The sequence below is a fragment of the Kitasatospora sp. NPDC001175 genome (assembly GCF_053598215.1).
Window position 1 is genome coordinate 1 of record NZ_JBSFJU010000115.1, and the last position, 14,022, is coordinate 14,022.

Here is a 14,022-nt window from a genome sequence, read left to right on the forward strand (position 1 = left end):
GCGCGGTTTGTTCCCCATGCTCTCCATGATCGACATCATCCTTACCGGGACCGAAGCCCCTGATCAGGGGTGTCCGTCAAAGCGAATCAAGCCCAGCCTGCTTCGGCACGTTCCCGAAGTCGGCGCAGGCCAAGGTCTGCATCAGCTCGCGGTGGACTTGGCGGGCCTTCTTCGCCCGGGCCTTCTGGCGCTCGTCGTACGCCTCGCGGATGTCCGGGCTCTCAAGCGCGTCCAGCAGGGAGCGCCGGCCTTCACGGCCGTAGCGCCACCGAAGGTGTCGCGGGCGGACCGGTTCCCGCAGGGCCTGGCCGCGCTGGCCGTGTTCGTCGAGCGGGAAGGGCACGCGAAGGTCCCGCGCGCACAAGGAGGACGGGACGTCGCCGGGCACCTGGCTGAACAACCAGCGCGCCCGGCGGGACAAGCTCAGCGAGGAGCAGCGCGGACAGCTGGAGGGCCCGGGCGTGGCCTGGTAGGCCGTCCGGTCAGGGGTGTTGTGGCCCGGGCGGGTTGTCCTGTGACGAGTCGGGTTCGCCGCCTGGCGTGCGGCCGCGGCCCGCGTGCGGCTTCATGCCGATACACCACCGGCGGCCGCACATACTCGCCCGCAGGTCGGATCACTCGGATGAAAAGGTGTCGAACCATCATATTTCATACTGCGATGCTTACGCTGACGCGCGGTGGCCTGTGCTCTTTTGGGGTCCTGTCAGCGCGGTGGCGCAGCCGTCGCGGGCCCGGTGCGGCGTCAGAGCACGCGGCTGGGGGCACGGGTGGTGGCCGCGGTGGCGGGGCCGGCCGTGGCGGTCGCGTCTGTTCGTCATGGCACGGGCCGTTCCGGCCCCCGGGACCTGCGTCGCCACATCCTTGGGTTCTTCGAGCGAGAGGTATGGCGATGATCAGTTGTGGGAAACGACGACTGCCTGGCCCAGCGGGGCACGATGCAGGCGCTTGTCGGGCCCCGCGGTGGGCGGCACGGGCACGCGCCATGGCGGCGGGGCTGGTGCTGCTGGGGGCCGGGGCGCTGCCGGTGACGGCGGCCTCCCCGGCTCGGGCCGCGACATCCGGGACCTTCGCTTATATCGCCAACGCCGCCTCGAACACCGTATCGGTGATCAATCTGGCCACCGACACCGTGACCGCCACCATCCCCGTCGGCAGCAACCCCGAAGGGGTGGCGGTCAGCCCGGACGACACCACCGCCTACGTCACCAACATCGCCTCGAACACCGTGTCGGTGATCGACACGGCCACCGACACCGTCACCACCACCATCCCCGTCGGCACCAACCCCGACCAGGTGGCGGTCAGCCCGGACGGCACCAGCGCCTACGTCACCAACGCCGGCTCGAACACCGTGTCCGTGATCAACACCGCCACCAACACCGTCACCACCACCATCCCCGTCGGCACCAACCCCGAAGGGGTGGCGTTCACCCCGGACGGCACCACCGCCTACGTCACCAACGGCCTCGCGAACACCGTGTCCGTGATCAACACCGCCACCAACACCGTCACCACCACCATCCCCGTCGGCCTGTCGCCGTTCGCGGTGGAGTTCAGCCCGGGTGGTATCCGCGCCTACGTCACCAACACCAACTCGAGCAACGTGTCGGTGATCAACACGGCCACCGACACCGTCACCACCACCCTCTCCTCTGGCACCGCTCCCCGCGGGGTGGCCACGGCCAGGGTCCCGGTGGTGGCCACCGCCACCTGCCCCACCGGCCACGTGATCACCGGCGGCGGATACCAGCAAAGCGGCGGCGCCGTCCCACCCATCCAGGTCACCAGCCGACCCGTCGGCAACACCTGGCAAGTCCTCGCCGACAACCAGAACACCAACTACACCACCGTCACCCCCTACGCCGTCTGCGCCCCATAACCCACCCGGCTCCCGCAGCCGCCGTGCCAGCTGCGGGGCCACGGGGGCCACGGGGGCCACGGGGGCCACGGGGGCCACGGGGGCCACGGGGGCCACGGGGGCCACGGGGGCCACGGAGACACAACCACAACGGGCTTGATTCACTTTGACGGACACCCCTGGTCAGGGGCTTCGGCCCCGGTAAGGATGATGTCCATCATGGAGAGCATGGGGACACCCACCCCGGCCACCAGGGGCGCCGACGGGCGCAACACCACTCACAATCACCACCTCCAGGAGGACCACCCAGCCAACCGGGGGCGGCGGCGCGGCGAGGTGGGCAGGGGCGCAGCCCCTGCCCGAGCAGGACCCGGACCTGGCCGCCCACGACCGGGCGCGGCGGGGCCACCACGAGCACGCGGACAGCCGGCGGACAAAGGCCGGGTCCCACCCAGGCCCTACCGCTCATGCTCAACCCGACGATTCCCTCGGTGATGTCCCGGCGTCGGCGCTCCATGAGCCCGACCCGCACTGCGCTGCCTGGCCGGCTACGTTGCCTCGGCGAGGAGTGGGTATTCTGACCGGCGGCTGAGCTTCGGCCCCGGACGAGACGCGCCGTACCCGGTTATGCACGACGACGCCCCGTTGCCGCCTTGACGGCACTGGATGGCCCTTTCCGAGGTGGAGGGGGCTGGCGTCTCGCGGAGGGTAGTCCGGCATGACCGTTCCACTGACCAGGACTTTGTACACGGCCACTGCGAATGCTGTCGGCGGCCGGAACGGCACCGTCGCCACCGATGACGGGCATCTCGCGGCGCGACTGGCACCGCCGCGCAAGAGAGTGCCGGAGGCCACCGATCCCGAGCAGTTGTTCGCCGCCGGATTCGCGGCCTGCTTCGGGTCCGCGTTGGCCGAGGTAACGGGTGACAGCGGCCTGGACACGACGGCTGCTCGGGTCACCTGCCAGGTTGAGCTGGGGACGACCGCCACACCCGCCGGATACGGTCTGGCTGTGACACTGTCGGTCGCGGTACCGGGTTGGAAGGCCGATGACCTGCTTCCCTACCTGCACCGGGCCGACGCCGTCTGCCCCTACTCCCAGGCCGTGCGTGGCAACATCCCGCTGTCGATCGTGGCGCTCGATGCGGGCGGGGCCGGGGGCGACATCTGATGGAGCCGACACCGAACCGGTCCGGAACCGCGACCGCCTCGTTCGCCTGCGCCCAGAGCCGATCGGCTGCGACAGTCGTGCGCCCCCCTACGCGCGGCGGGTGGCGCCGGCTCGGCATCAGCCGCGACGGCGGCCCGCTGATCGACGAGGGCGAGGCCGTGTGGCTGCAGATCGGGGACCAGTACGCCGGATTCGCCGGCACCACGTCCTTTGACGGCGCGCAGGTCCGATTCCACCACGAGGTGGGTGAGCCTGGGGAGGACCTGGGCGCCTTGCGCTGGGACGGGGAGAACCTGGTCGAGTCCGGATCCAATCCGGACGGCAGTACGTTCCTGGAGATCTGGACACCGCTGCGCGGCTGTGAGGGCGAGGCCGGTTCCTGGCGCGCGGAGGGCTGCCAAGTGGTGCGAGTGGGAAGGCACGTCATCCATGTCGACGGCGAGGCGGGAACCTACCTGGTGGTCGGGTTGCCCAGGGCCTGAAGCCGGAGCCGGGGATCCGGTAGCGGCCCGAAACCGTGCCCGGACACGACAGTTGGAGGCCGGCCCGGTTCGCGGCGGCTTTCTCCTGGCGTTCCTCGTGCTCGTGGTAGCAGCGGCCGCCGGGGCCGCGGGTCCACTGGCCATGGAGCCCGTACTCGTAGGTGCTCTCCTGCTCGGGGACCTGGCCGCAGTCGGCACAGGCCAGGGTCGGCATCACCTCGCGGTGGTCCTGGCGGGCCTTCTTCTCGCAGGCCTTCTGGCGCAGGTCGTAGGCGGCGCGGTTGCCCGGGTTGTCCAGCGCCTCGATCAGGAAGTGCCGGCCGGGGCGGCCGAAGCGCCACCACACCGGCCCGAGGGGCCGTGCTCGGCCAGGAGTTCCAGGGTGGTCGCGAGGATGGGCACGGCGTCGTCGTACTCGTGCCAGCCGTCTCCGTCGTTGTCGTCCCGGTGCACGGTGTACCGCTGCCCGCGCCAGCACTCCGCGGACAGGTCGGCCACCGCCTGCTGCCGGTTGGCCAGGGCGACCGGTCCGGCGTCAAGGCGACCGGTCCGGCGTCGGTGACGACCAAGGCGACCGGCGGGTACCCGGTGCAGGTGTGGCCGGGCCAGGTACGGCGCCGCCAGTACACCGTCCGGTCGGTCCGCTCCTGGTCGGCAAGGGCCGGGTCGTTGTCGCGGACCTTCACACGGCCAGGACGTGCTCGGAGTAGCTGGCGCCTTGCCGTCGTACTCGAGGTGCGGTGCGCGTCAGGCGATGGTCCCGCCCGCGTTGCGGATCAGCTGCTGGAGCACCTTGACCGTGGTGATGTAGTCGGCGTCGTCGATGCCTTCGTGAAGGGCGGCGCGGATGGCGGGTGCGTTGCGTGCGAGGTCGACGCGGGCCTGCTCCCCTTCCTCGGTGAGCAAGAGCCGCTCTTCGGCGTCCCGGGCCAGCCAGCCTCGCTCCAGGAGCACCTCGGATTCGGCCGCCAGGTCGTCCTCGGCCCGGATGTAGGAGGCCATGGCGGCGCGCAGCTCGGTCAGGGTCATCCCCTGGCCGTCGGGTGAGATGTCGTTCGCCGAGAGGTTGCGGAGCAACCAGAACTGGGGCTGGGTGTAGCCCTTCTCGGCTTGCCGGGCCCGGATGTAGGAGATGAGCGCCTCGTAGGCGACACCGGTCCAGTACGCCGCGGGTCGTCCGGCGAGTTGGGCATCGGAGATCTGCTCGGTCGTCACAGGGCTCCCCCTGCTTGTCGCTCTGCTTCAACGCCCGCGCTGCGCGGGCGGTGAGGAGACCGTACGACTTGAAGTGCGCTTGAAATCAAGGGCGGAGCTCTCCTGCGGGTCATCCGCACGAAGACCACGTTGCTGAAGACGGCCGCCCGGCCAACGCTGCCCGGCAGGCGGGTGAGGTGGGTGGCCGACGTCGACTTGTGGATCGCTCGTCCGCGACAGGGCCGCGGCCTCGACGCGACCGACGGCCTCGCCCTGTGCGTGCCCTGGAGCCGCTTGAGCGCACCGTACAGGGCACCGTGGCCACGACGGTGCTCGGACGCGAGCGCCGGGTCCACCAGTGTCTTCACTGGGCCCTCGGTGCACAGCAGCGCGTCGGTCAGCTCGAGCAGCGCATCCCTCCGACCGGTCAGACAGGTGTAGAAGTCCGCTCGGAAGCGTGACAGTTCCGCGAACGGATCGCGCTGGACAGCTTGCTGCAGCACACTCATCACCAGGGCCTTCGTGTTGATTCCCTTACCTCGTCGGAGAGTTCAGGATCATGCCTAGGCCGCTCCACCGTCCGAGGAATCCCTGGACGGGTGACATCATGGATCGATCACTCGTGCGATATCTCTCGCGGAGTGCCGCGATACTGCTGCCATGAATCACACATCCCACCCGGTGGTCCGGCAGGCACCCTTTCCGTTCCCAGGGGAGCGGTTCCCGCGCGATCTCGGCGCTGTGGTGCAGCGGACCGTCGCGGAGGGGCGCATGCCGGCACTCGTCGTCATCCATGACAGTGAGGGCGACTGGCTGATCGGGGACGGCGTGAACGATCCGAACCTCCCCGATGCCAGTGGCGTGTACTGCATCGCCTGCATGACGGAGGACGATCCCTCCATCTCCGAGACAGCCAGCCTGCAACCGGGCTTCGCTGCCTATCGAGATGGGCCCGGGCTGCCCTGGACCATCGAGCCGTTCAGCTACGGAGGCGACGAAGGTTAAACGTCAAGGTCAAGGTTAGAAGCTGTTTCAGATCTCCTCCGCGGCGACGTTCCGTGACGTCCGATCGAGGGTGCGGAGGCAACGGGCCGGAGCGCCGTGGCGTTCGGGCGGCTGAGTACCGAAATTCCTTGTCAGCGACTCCGGCGAGGCTGAGTGGGTTTGCCGGGTCGTCCGGCCGCCCCCTGCGCGATGACGTGGCCGGGCGGGCGGCGCCCCGTAGGCACCGTCATCGCGGGCCCCGGCCGCACCCCGCTGTCCCCAGCTCTGGGGCACCGACGGCGGGCGAGCACGATCGCTCCGGCACCTGCGACGAGGAGCAGCGCGCCGGCGCCGATAAGGAGGGCGGTCTGCGCGCCGTCGGCCCCGAGGCGGCGAGGCTGCCGCCTCGGGCGTGCCGTGCGGGCCGACCGCTGGTGCTGGGGCGGGCGGCCGGGCCGGGGCTGGCCGAGGAAACGGGGTCTGCGGTCGGGCCCGGCCCGGGTCGTCCGGTGCACGGTGAGCCTCACTGTCGCGGTGGCGCTGCCGCCGTAGGAGTCGCCTGCGGCGTAGGTGAAGGAGTCCGTGCCGGAGTACGCGAGCACGCCCCGGAGCCGACAGGCTCGATCAGCCGATCGGTGGTGCGAGGTATTCCAGCGCATAACCGTCGCCGGAGGGGGTTACGCGGGCGATGCCGGGTGAGTCGAGGTGGGCGCCAGCTACGAAGTGGTGTGGTTGGGTCAGTTGTTCGAGGAGGGCCGCTCGCGCGGCGCTGGCCTGGGACTGGTTGCCGTCGAGCTCCCAGGACACGTTCGGCTGATCGAATTGGAGCGCGGGAACGTGAACGGTGTCGCCCCAGGCGAGAAGGTGGCCGGTGCCGCTCCTGACGTGGTAAACGGTGTGACCGGGTGTGTGGCCCGGTGTCGGGATCGCGGTGGTCCAGTCGTTGATCGCGACCTTCTCCGACACGGGTACGACGCGGTCGCGGATCGGCTCGAGCCGCCCCGTGAACACCGAGGTGTCGCCCGCGCCGATCCACACGCGCTCGAGTTTGGTGAACGCCTCTGAACCGTCCGGCGCGATGAGTCCGCTCACGTGGTCTTCGTGCTTGTGGGTGATGGCCACATCGGTGACATGCGCGCGGTCGATTCCCGCTTCGTCGAGCGCGTCGTAGATCAATCCCATGGTGGGGTCGTGCCAGGCGTTGGACGCGCCGGTGTCGATGAGAACCGACCGCGTGCCGTCGGTGACGAAGAAGGCGTTGACCGACAGCCGCAAGTTGTCGCCGGCCAGCGGGACGGCGGCCGGCAGCTCGTCGAGCGTGCGCCCATCCTCGCCGCGGAGCCGTGTCGGCGGCATGTCGATGTACCCGTCTCGCAACGAGATCACCTGCAGATCGCCGAATTCGAACGTGGCATGGTGGCGGCCACTTGAGATCAAACGCATGGAGCCCCTCCGTCGTGTCGGGCGCACATCGTACGTCTCCTAAAGGAGATCAGATCTTCTTTAGGAGAAACCTTACACTGTGGGCAGCGAGGTACCCATCGATCGAGGAGCACGGTGGTCGAGCAAGACGGAAACGCGGCCGAATCCCAGCACGGTGACGACCTGGCTGGCGCGTTCGGCGGTAACGTGCGGCGACGCCGCGAGGAGGCGGGCCTGACGCTGGAGCAGTTGTCCACCCAGTCGTCGGTCAGTCGGGCGATGCTGTCCAAGGTCGAACGCGGCGAGAAGAGCCCGACGATCGGCGTCGCGTCCAGGATCGCCCACGCGCTCGATGTCTCGCTCTCGGACCTGATCGGTGCGCCGGCTGCTGCCGCGTCCGGTGTGGCCATCGTCATGCGCAAGAACGATCGCCCCGCTTTCCGTGACCCGGAAACCGGCTTCGAGCGGCACATCGTGTCAGCGGCCCCGGGCGCGGGACGAGCCGAGATGGTCGTCCACTACCTCCCCCCGCAGGTCTCTACCGGGCTGCTGCCCGCGTATCCGCCAGGTACGGAGAAACAACTCGTGGTGCTCGAAGGCACCCTCACCGTCGCGATCGGCGGGATCAGCGAGACCCTGAACACAGGTGACTCCCTGTTCTTCCAAGCCGACGCGGACCACGGCTTCGCCAACCGAACGAACGCTCCCTGCGAATACATCATGGTCATCTCGCGCAGAACCTGATCAGCCGCCTGACGCTGTCGGGGAACTTGGAGAACGTCAGATTCACCAGTCCCCGATCTGCCCACGCAGGGTTCGTCCGGCCCGGGTGGCCACGCCCCGGCCGGTGGCGGCCGGGTGCAGCCAGTAGCCGATCTCGCGGCCAGCCAACAAGCGCCGACGATCGCGCCGTTCAGCACGATCACGTAGGTGAACTCCTCACCACTCGCCCAGCGCTTCGCGCGGCGGGCCAGGAAGTCGGTGGTCTTGGCCAGGCTGTGCTCAGCGACCCAGGCCATCCACGGGCGCAGGTGCTCCAACGACTCTTCAATGACCCGCAGGAGTTCCGGAAGGTCTGTCTCGCTGTTGAAGCGGCGCAGCGTCAGGTCGTCCAGCTCGATCACCTGCTGCCCAGGTCACGACCAGCTGGTCGGCGCATCGGGGCACGAAACGATGCCGGAAGAGATGCACGCGGTCGGCCGGGGTCCAGCGCCAGTACACGGGGACTGCGGGGCGGACGGAGAACTCCCAGATCGGCACGTTCCTGGCCTACGCCTCGGCGAAGGGCCGCGCGCTGATCGACCGGGAGCTGTACCTGCCGGCCTTCGTGGACGGACGACCGCGAGCGCTGCCGGGCGGCCGGCGTGCCCGATGACGTGCCGTTCGCGACGAAGAACGAGCACTTCCGCTGGATGCTGCAGCGTGCGATCGACGCGGGGGTGCCGTTCGCGTGGGTGACCGCGGACGAGGCTTACGGGCAGGTCAAGCACCTGCGGGTCTGGCTGGAGCAACGCGGCATCGGGTATGTGCTGGCCACCAGGGTCAACGACACCGTGATCACGACACGGTGGCGTGAGGTCCGGGTCGACGAGCTGGTCGCCACGCTGCCGCGACAGGCCTGGAAGCGCCTGTCCGGCGGCAAGGGCTCCCACGGCGAGCGGGTCTACGACTGGGCCCGGGTGGCGATCCGACCGGTGTGGGAGGACGGCGTCGGGCACTGGGTCCTGGCCCGCCGCTCGGTCAGCGACCCGACCGAGCTCGCCCACTACGTGTGCTACGGACCCGTAGCCACCCGGCTGAAAGACCTGGTCAAGGTCGCCGCGGCGAGGTGGGCGGTCGAAGAGTCGTTCCAGGTCGCGAGGATCGGTCTCGCCTGCAACGGCGTCCGGGCGGGTGCGGGGCCGCCTGACCGGGGCGCGGACCTTGATCCGCTCGACCACCGGGATGAAGCGGGGGCTGTCGGCGGCCTGGCCAGGCGTGAGGACGAACGACAGTGGCCGGCAGCGGCGCTCGGCCGACAGGTGGGTCTTGGTGGTCAGCCCACCGCGCGAGCGCCCCAGCTCGGCCGCCCGGAGCCGGGTCCTGCGGCGTCGGCGGACGCGGCGGCGCTCCTCCCGTGCCGGGTCGTCGATGGGGGCGACCGTCTCCGCTAACGGGGTGTTTTGCCCCTTTCGCGAAGTCCCCTTGCTGTGATCGGGATGGTCCACCGTGATCGGAAGGCGGCTCGCGGGACGAGCGCACGCGCAACGGCTGGTATTACTGGGGCATGCAGGAAGAGACGGCACGCTCCGCGATCGACACGTTCATCTCCGCGTTTAACGCCTCGGACGACAGCTATGTGACTGCCCTGCTCTCCCAGGCCCTGACCTCAGACGTGGTCTTCTGGGGGCCGTTGGGTCGCAGCGAAGGGATCGCGGCGGTCGAGCGGTTCGTGCTGGACATCCGGCGCCACCCGGCGGGGACCGGCACGATGGCGCGCTGCTCAGCGGTGGACATGCCTGACGAGTGGGCCCGGTACCGGTGGGTCTTCACCACGCCGGATGGAGGCCCCCGCCTGGCGGGAACGGACGTCGTCCATCTGCGGCGGAGCCTCATCGACCAGGTCATCGTCTTTGCGGGGGAGATCGAGCCGCCCGCCTCCTGAGTCGTCCTTCCGTCGCTGTCCTTCTCGTGAACTTGTCCCTTTCGGCACCCCGAGGCTGCGGTTCGCGGTCGGTCAGGCTGCGGCGTTGAGGAGGCGTCCGCCCCAGCGGATGCCCTTCTCGCTGCGGATGCGGGCGCGTTCCTTGCGTTGGGCGGCAAGTACGTCGGGGTGGCGGGCGTTGGCGTTGCGCCAGCGCAGGTAGCGGTGCAGTGCCTGGGTTTGCGTGGGGTGGCTGCGGTGGTGGGAGTTGGCCAGGGTGAACTGCCGCAGCGGGCCGAAGTGGGCCTCGATCGGGTTGGCCCAGGATGCGTAGGCGTCAGGAGTCGCGTCAGGAACTGCATCAGGAGTCCGAGCCGGGGCCACCGCCGCCCTACGGGCCGCACCGAGCTATTCCCCTGGTGGTAGCCGTCTACGGGCTCTGCTGGGCCACTAAAAACTAGGAGGTTTCGCCGCCTGTCTCCTCGAAGTCGCCGATCATGGTCGGGTCGTCGGCCGAGGTCGACTCGGGCCAGGGGGCGGCGCCCGTCACACCCAGGTCGGCGCGCATCGCCTCTCGGGTGGCGCGGATCAGGGGCCAGAGCGCGTGTTGCCCCTCGGCGGCCGATCGCAGCGTCTCGCCGGGCCGGGGGTTCCCCTGTTCGATGCGTTTGATCTGCCCGTACACGCGGGTCAGTGCGTCGTTCAGTTTGTTGGCCGGACCGATCACGGTGTCGGGGGCGGTCATCAGGGTCTCGGACCAGCGGTCCCGGTGGGCGTCCTTCGCCCGTTCCAGCGTCTGGACGTCCTCGTCCCCGGGCGCGCGGTCCCGCATGACGTACAGGTGGCGGCTCAGCGCCGTGGCGAACTGTCGGGCGTCCCGGTGGAGTTCGGTGTAGCACCGCCGCCGCAGTTCGCGGTTCTCGCGGCGTTCCTGGATGGCGTGGCTCATCTCCAGCTCACGCTTCTTGACCCGGTCCGCGCCGCGCTGGGTCAACAGCGCGCCGCCCAACGTGCCCGCCACACCGGTCATCGCGATCAGTACCGCCCCCACGTCCATGGGATCACCCTAGGGTCCGCCCTCAGTCGTCCTGGCGGCGGGCTGGGGAAGGGATGCCCGGGCGCAGCGGGAAACGGCCTGGCGGCCGACCAGGACGACGACCGCACAGCGCGTCACCCGGTGCGGTCGCGATCGTTGGCTAGGCCATGCACCCACGACACATCCCCAGTTCCACCACCAGGAGAAGGCCGGCCCAACCGAGCAGCACCGGCCAGGGCGCTGCACCGGATCACCGCCCGCGGCCCGGCGGCCGATACCTCGCGGCCGGCCTCCCGGACGGCGACCCCACCCAACCCCCTGTCACGGCCGCCTGTCGCGCCCCCTACTAATCGGGCCGTCCCCAATGGCTGGAGATCCTCTACCCGCCCCATTCGTGATCATTTAGGATCGGGGCGACGGAGCGCGGCGGCCTGGCGAGCGGGACCTGCTCGCGGCGCAGCGCGAGAGCCGGGCCATCACCTTGCCCCGCGCCGGCCTGTCAGATCGTGTCCCTGACCTTGATCTGACCGCTGTCGATGACGAAGTCCTGATTGCCGAAGCCGGGGCTCTGGCACTGCCAGATCTTGGCGTGGTCCCCGTTGTTGCGAGAACCACCCACGTCCAGGCACATCTGTCGGCCGGTTCCGATGGTGTCCCTGACCTTGATCTGGCCCCTGTCGATGACGAAGTCCTGATTGCCGAAGCCGGGGCTCTGGCACTGCCAGATCTTGGCGTGGTCCCCGTTGTTGCGAGAACCACCCACGTCCAGGCACATGGTGTTGGTGGCCGCGCGGGGCGCGGCAACAGCAGCCGCGGGCGCTGCCAAGGCGATCAGGCCGGCGGCCGCCAGGGCAGCGAGCGTGGTAGTGGAACGGGACATGATGTACCTCCGCAAGTGCACCGACGGGTGTCGGCTCTCGGTGGGGTGGCCGGACGTGGGCAGGGCCCGCCGGAAGGTGCAGTCCCCATACCTGCCTGGTATAGACAAGGCTCGCAGCGGGCAGCAGCGACACGCCCGGGTACGAATCACATTCATCCCACGGGGCGACATATGGTTTGAAACCCAATCACCACCTGGGCAGGAGACCGGAGCGCGACGGCTGAGCGACCCTTCACGGGTGCCATGGCGCTCAGCCGCCCTTGACTGCGTTCTTCTCGTGTAACGGGCGCAGGCCCCAGCCCGCACCGGCAACATGGGCGCCGCCACCCTCCCCCTCCAACTCGCTCACGCCCACGAGCAGGGCCGACTGCGCCCAGGCACGCGCGTGGCGCTTTTCGGCCTCGCAAGCGGCGCCAGCGCCGACATCATGCTGATCCAGTGGCGAGCACGAGCCTGAACCCGCCACCACCGAGAACGTCCTGAAGGACGTCTGATCCACCGCGCACCATGGCAGACGGCGTCGACCACCCGGTGGCGACCGGCGCCTTCGTCACAGTCGCACCGGCCTTCGCAGCCCCGCACTGGCGACAAGCGCCACCAGCCGCGGACCTTCGTCGAACACCACCGCCTCGGTGTCGGCGCCGCAGAGACCATGGCGCAGCTGACGGGCTGCACCGGACTCGGAACCGCCGGGCCCCGGACCGGTCGGGGCTGGTGTGGGAGCGGCGCTGGAGGGGCAATCCCTGCTCCGTCATGACAGGCAGTCAACCTGACCATGTGCAAGGGGCCCCGTCTACGCGCGGGGCCGGCGCGATCGCCGAGCGGACCGTGCGGGCGGTTCGCCGGCGCGACGGTACGGAGGACAAGTGCCCCAGGACATGGAGTTCCGCCTTCCCTTCCCCTTGGCATCCAGCCCGAACCTGAAGGCCGCACGGCAGCGCAACCTCGCGTGGGGCCGTGAGCACCGCCCGGTCGGCGACGGGCGCTCCCTCGACTGGTACACCTCCTGGGACATACCGAGACTCGCCGCCTACAGCCACCCCTACACCCAGGGGCCCGCACTGGACCTGTGCACCGACGCGATGGCGTTCTTCTTCGTCTTCGACGACCAGTTCGACGGGCCCCTCGGCCACGCCCCCGACCGCGTCGCCGCCCTGTGCCAGAGCATGATCGACATCATCCACGGCACGCCACCACGCGCCGGCGCCGATCCCTGCACCACCGCGTTCGCCGACCTGTGGCACCGCACCACCCACGCCACACCACCCGGCTGGGCCTCGCGCGTCGCCCACGAGTGGGAGTACTACTTCGCCGCCCACCCCCACGAAGCCCTCAACCGGCTCCGCGCAACCCCCAGCGACATGGACAGCTTCCTGCAGGTACACCGGGGGTTGCCGCCACCACACTGCCCCTGTCCCTCGGCGAACGCGCCGCCGGCATCGCCGTCCCTGCGGTCGCGTTCCACAGCCCGCAACTGCGCCGCATGCGCGACATCGCCGTCGACGTCACCTTCATGTGCAACGACGTCTACTCCCTGGAGAAGGAAGGGGCCCGCGGCGACATGGACAACCTCGTCCTCGTCCTCGAACACGAACGCGCCCTGACCCGCGCCGACGCCCTCACCGCGGCCCGCGACGAAGTGGACCGGCGCATCAACGACTTCCAGCGCCTGGCGGCCGAGGTCCCCGGCATGTGCGACCGGCTCGGCCTCGACGACACGCGGCGCGCCACCATCGACACCTACATCCGCGTCATGGGCGCCTGGATCGGCGGCTACCACGCCTGGCAGACCCAGACAGCCCGGTACCGCACCGCCCTGGACATCCTCCCCCGCTCCGGCCCGGCCACTTCGACAACCTCCTCCAACCCTGACCCCCAGCCATCCGGGCCGCCGGCCGCCTCATCCAGCCGACGCCCGGTCGTCCAGGCCCGACCGCCCCGGTGCCAGCGAGCAACAGCCCCCTGACGGGAAGCCTCGCGGGGGCGCCCCCGGATACGCCCGGGGCCACCCCGACACGGTCCGCTCCTCGGCCGACACGTTGGCCCGGGCCCGGGTGGCCCGGTCGAGGGGGCGCGGTCGATGGCCGGGTAGAGGTGGAGAGCGGCCGCGTCGGCCACCGGCAGCCACCGGCAGCCACACCACCGGTGCCTGGTCGAGGCCGCTGGTCGCCGGGCCGGCACCACGGGGGCGCCTCGGCTGCGTGCCCACGCGGGGAACGGCCTGGTGACCCTGGCAGACGAGAAGTGCGCGGCCGGCTGGGGCCGGTGGAGGCGTACGTGAGCTTCCCCCGAGATGCGGCGGATGGTGACAGCGGGTCAGATGGGCCTCATGAGAGGACCCGAGGCCATGGCCGCCCCGAAGAAGTACCCGC

General features: G+C 70.0%; 15 protein-coding genes, 5 pseudogenes and 1 riboswitch. Of the genes and pseudogenes, 10 read left to right on the plus strand and 10 right to left on the minus strand.

Going from position 1 to position 14,022, the window contains the following annotated elements:
• Window positions 1-76 precede the first annotated feature (76 nt).
• Window positions 77-343, minus strand: a complete 267-nt coding sequence (locus ACWDAK_RS38575) for a hypothetical protein (protein ID WP_344641413.1) — start codon at window positions 341-343, stop codon at window positions 77-79.
• A 639-nt stretch (window positions 344-982) separates the two neighbouring features.
• Between ACWDAK_RS38575 and ACWDAK_RS38580 the strand changes: the two genes are divergently transcribed.
• The 3 genes from ACWDAK_RS38580 to ACWDAK_RS38590 all read left to right on the plus strand — a co-directional run bounded on the left by ACWDAK_RS38580 (window position 983) and on the right by ACWDAK_RS38590 (window position 3,511).
• Entirely contained in the window at window positions 983-1,879 is an 897-nt protein-coding gene (locus ACWDAK_RS38580; RefSeq protein ID WP_344641414.1) for a YVTN family beta-propeller repeat protein, read from the plus strand.
• A gap of 560 nt (window positions 1,880-2,439) precedes the next feature.
• Window positions 2,440-2,502: riboswitch (guanidine-III (ykkC-III) riboswitch) on the plus strand.
• A gap of 74 nt (window positions 2,503-2,576) precedes the next feature.
• Window positions 2,577-3,029 carry an Ohr family peroxiredoxin gene (locus ACWDAK_RS38585; protein WP_344641415.1) on the plus strand — a complete coding sequence of 151 codons (453 nt, stop codon included), beginning with the start codon at window positions 2,577-2,579 and terminating at the stop codon, window positions 3,027-3,029.
• A 77-nt stretch (window positions 3,030-3,106) separates the two neighbouring features.
• Complete coding sequence (locus tag ACWDAK_RS38590) at window positions 3,107-3,511, plus strand: hypothetical protein (protein WP_344641416.1); 405 nt, start codon at window positions 3,107-3,109, stop codon at window positions 3,509-3,511.
• On the opposite strand, the gene ACWDAK_RS38595 is transcribed toward ACWDAK_RS38590, so the two are convergent.
• The 4 genes and pseudogenes from ACWDAK_RS38595 to ACWDAK_RS38610 form a co-directional block, all read right to left on the minus strand.
• A complete protein-coding gene (locus ACWDAK_RS38595; protein WP_344641417.1) occupies window positions 3,453-3,857 on the minus strand; it encodes a hypothetical protein in 405 nt (134 codons plus the stop codon). The genes ACWDAK_RS38590 and ACWDAK_RS38595 overlap by 59 nt on opposite strands.
• Window positions 3,818-4,009, minus strand: a complete 192-nt coding sequence (locus ACWDAK_RS38600) for a hypothetical protein (RefSeq protein ID WP_344641418.1) — start codon at window positions 4,007-4,009, stop codon at window positions 3,818-3,820. The genes ACWDAK_RS38595 and ACWDAK_RS38600 overlap by 40 nt, the downstream gene beginning before the upstream one ends.
• Window positions 4,010-4,258: 249 nt before the next feature.
• On the minus strand, window positions 4,259-4,726 hold the full coding sequence (locus ACWDAK_RS38605) for a MarR family transcriptional regulator (protein WP_344641419.1): 468 nt from the start codon (window positions 4,724-4,726) through the stop codon (window positions 4,259-4,261).
• A gap of 269 nt (window positions 4,727-4,995) precedes the next feature.
• Window positions 4,996-5,214: pseudogene (locus ACWDAK_RS38610) on the minus strand (transposase); the annotation flags it as partial.
• A gap of 151 nt (window positions 5,215-5,365) precedes the next feature.
• Between ACWDAK_RS38610 and ACWDAK_RS38615 the strand changes: the two are divergent.
• Window positions 5,366-5,710 carry a hypothetical protein gene (locus ACWDAK_RS38615; RefSeq protein WP_344641420.1) on the plus strand — a complete coding sequence of 115 codons (345 nt, stop codon included), beginning with the start codon at window positions 5,366-5,368 and terminating at the stop codon, window positions 5,708-5,710.
• A 603-nt stretch (window positions 5,711-6,313) separates the two neighbouring features.
• Here ACWDAK_RS38615 and ACWDAK_RS38620 read toward each other — a convergent pair.
• Window positions 6,314-7,132, minus strand: a complete 819-nt coding sequence (locus tag ACWDAK_RS38620; protein WP_427396068.1) for an MBL fold metallo-hydrolase — start codon at window positions 7,130-7,132, stop codon at window positions 6,314-6,316.
• Window positions 7,133-7,246: 114 nt separating this feature from the next.
• Between ACWDAK_RS38620 and ACWDAK_RS38625 the strand changes: the two genes are divergently transcribed.
• Window positions 7,247-7,855 carry a helix-turn-helix domain-containing protein gene (locus ACWDAK_RS38625; RefSeq protein ID WP_344641422.1) on the plus strand — a complete coding sequence of 203 codons (609 nt, stop codon included), beginning with the start codon at window positions 7,247-7,249 and terminating at the stop codon, window positions 7,853-7,855.
• Window positions 7,856-8,291: 436 nt separating this feature from the next.
• A pseudogene (locus tag ACWDAK_RS38630) lies at window positions 8,292-8,973 on the plus strand (IS701 family transposase); the annotation flags it as partial.
• A gap of 6 nt (window positions 8,974-8,979) precedes the next feature.
• On the opposite strand, the pseudogene ACWDAK_RS38635 reads toward ACWDAK_RS38630, so the two are convergent.
• Window positions 8,980-9,222: pseudogene (locus tag ACWDAK_RS38635) on the minus strand (IS5/IS1182 family transposase); the annotation flags it as partial.
• Between the two features lie 155 nt (window positions 9,223-9,377).
• Between ACWDAK_RS38635 and ACWDAK_RS38640 the strand changes: the two are divergent.
• Window positions 9,378-9,755, plus strand: coding sequence for a nuclear transport factor 2 family protein (locus ACWDAK_RS38640; RefSeq protein WP_344641423.1), 378 nt, complete (start codon window positions 9,378-9,380; stop codon window positions 9,753-9,755).
• 72 nt (window positions 9,756-9,827) lie between these two features.
• Here ACWDAK_RS38640 and ACWDAK_RS38645 read toward each other — a convergent pair.
• The 3 genes and pseudogenes from ACWDAK_RS38645 to ACWDAK_RS38655 form a co-directional block, all read right to left on the minus strand.
• Window positions 9,828-10,067 (minus strand): annotated as a pseudogene (locus ACWDAK_RS38645) (IS630 family transposase); the annotation flags it as partial.
• 124 nt (window positions 10,068-10,191) lie between these two features.
• A complete protein-coding gene (locus tag ACWDAK_RS38650) occupies window positions 10,192-10,791 on the minus strand; it encodes a hypothetical protein (RefSeq protein ID WP_344641424.1) in 600 nt (199 codons plus the stop codon).
• 478 nt (window positions 10,792-11,269) lie between these two features.
• Entirely contained in the window at window positions 11,270-11,650 is a 381-nt protein-coding gene (locus ACWDAK_RS38655) for a ricin-type beta-trefoil lectin domain protein (protein WP_449806558.1), read from the minus strand.
• A 313-nt stretch (window positions 11,651-11,963) separates the two neighbouring features.
• Here ACWDAK_RS38655 and ACWDAK_RS38660 point away from each other — a divergent pair, with 313 nt between their 5' ends.
• The 3 genes and pseudogenes from ACWDAK_RS38660 (at window position 11,964) to ACWDAK_RS38670 (ending at window position 13,616) form a co-directional block, all read left to right on the plus strand.
• Window positions 11,964-12,107: a 3-oxoacyl-[acyl-carrier-protein] synthase III C-terminal domain-containing protein gene (locus ACWDAK_RS38660; RefSeq protein ID WP_344641469.1), complete on the plus strand. Its 144-nt coding sequence runs from the start codon at window positions 11,964-11,966 to the stop codon at window positions 12,105-12,107.
• A gap of 625 nt (window positions 12,108-12,732) precedes the next feature.
• Window positions 12,733-12,978, plus strand: a pseudogene (locus ACWDAK_RS38665) (terpene synthase family protein); the annotation flags it as partial.
• Window positions 12,945-13,616, plus strand: a complete 672-nt coding sequence (locus ACWDAK_RS38670) for a terpene synthase family protein (protein WP_449806559.1) — start codon at window positions 12,945-12,947, stop codon at window positions 13,614-13,616. The pseudogene ACWDAK_RS38665 and the gene ACWDAK_RS38670, both read left to right, overlap by 34 nt.
• Window positions 13,617-14,022 lie beyond the last annotated feature (406 nt).

Bases quoted from the DNA above. Each gene is read 5' to 3' on its own strand.
- ACWDAK_RS38615 (WP_344641420.1), top strand. From the start codon at position 5,366: ATGAATCACACATCCCACCCGGTGGTCCGGCAGGCACCCTTTCCGTTC.
- ACWDAK_RS38620 (WP_427396068.1), bottom strand. From the start codon at position 7,132: ATGCGTTTGATCTCAAGTGGCCGCCACCATGCCACGTTCGAATTCGGC.
- ACWDAK_RS38650 (WP_344641424.1), bottom strand. From the start codon at position 10,791: ATGGACGTGGGGGCGGTACTGATCGCGATGACCGGTGTGGCGGGCACG.
- ACWDAK_RS38655 (WP_449806558.1), bottom strand. From the start codon at position 11,650: ATGTCCCGTTCCACTACCACGCTCGCTGCCCTGGCGGCCGCCGGCCTG.
- ACWDAK_RS38660 (WP_344641469.1), top strand. From the start codon at position 11,964: ATGGGCGCCGCCACCCTCCCCCTCCAACTCGCTCACGCCCACGAGCAG.
- ACWDAK_RS38585 (WP_344641415.1), top strand. From the start codon at position 2,577: ATGACCGTTCCACTGACCAGGACTTTGTACACGGCCACTGCGAATGCT.
- ACWDAK_RS38580 (WP_344641414.1), top strand. From the start codon at position 983: ATGGCGGCGGGGCTGGTGCTGCTGGGGGCCGGGGCGCTGCCGGTGACG.
- ACWDAK_RS38640 (WP_344641423.1), top strand. From the start codon at position 9,378: ATGCAGGAAGAGACGGCACGCTCCGCGATCGACACGTTCATCTCCGCG.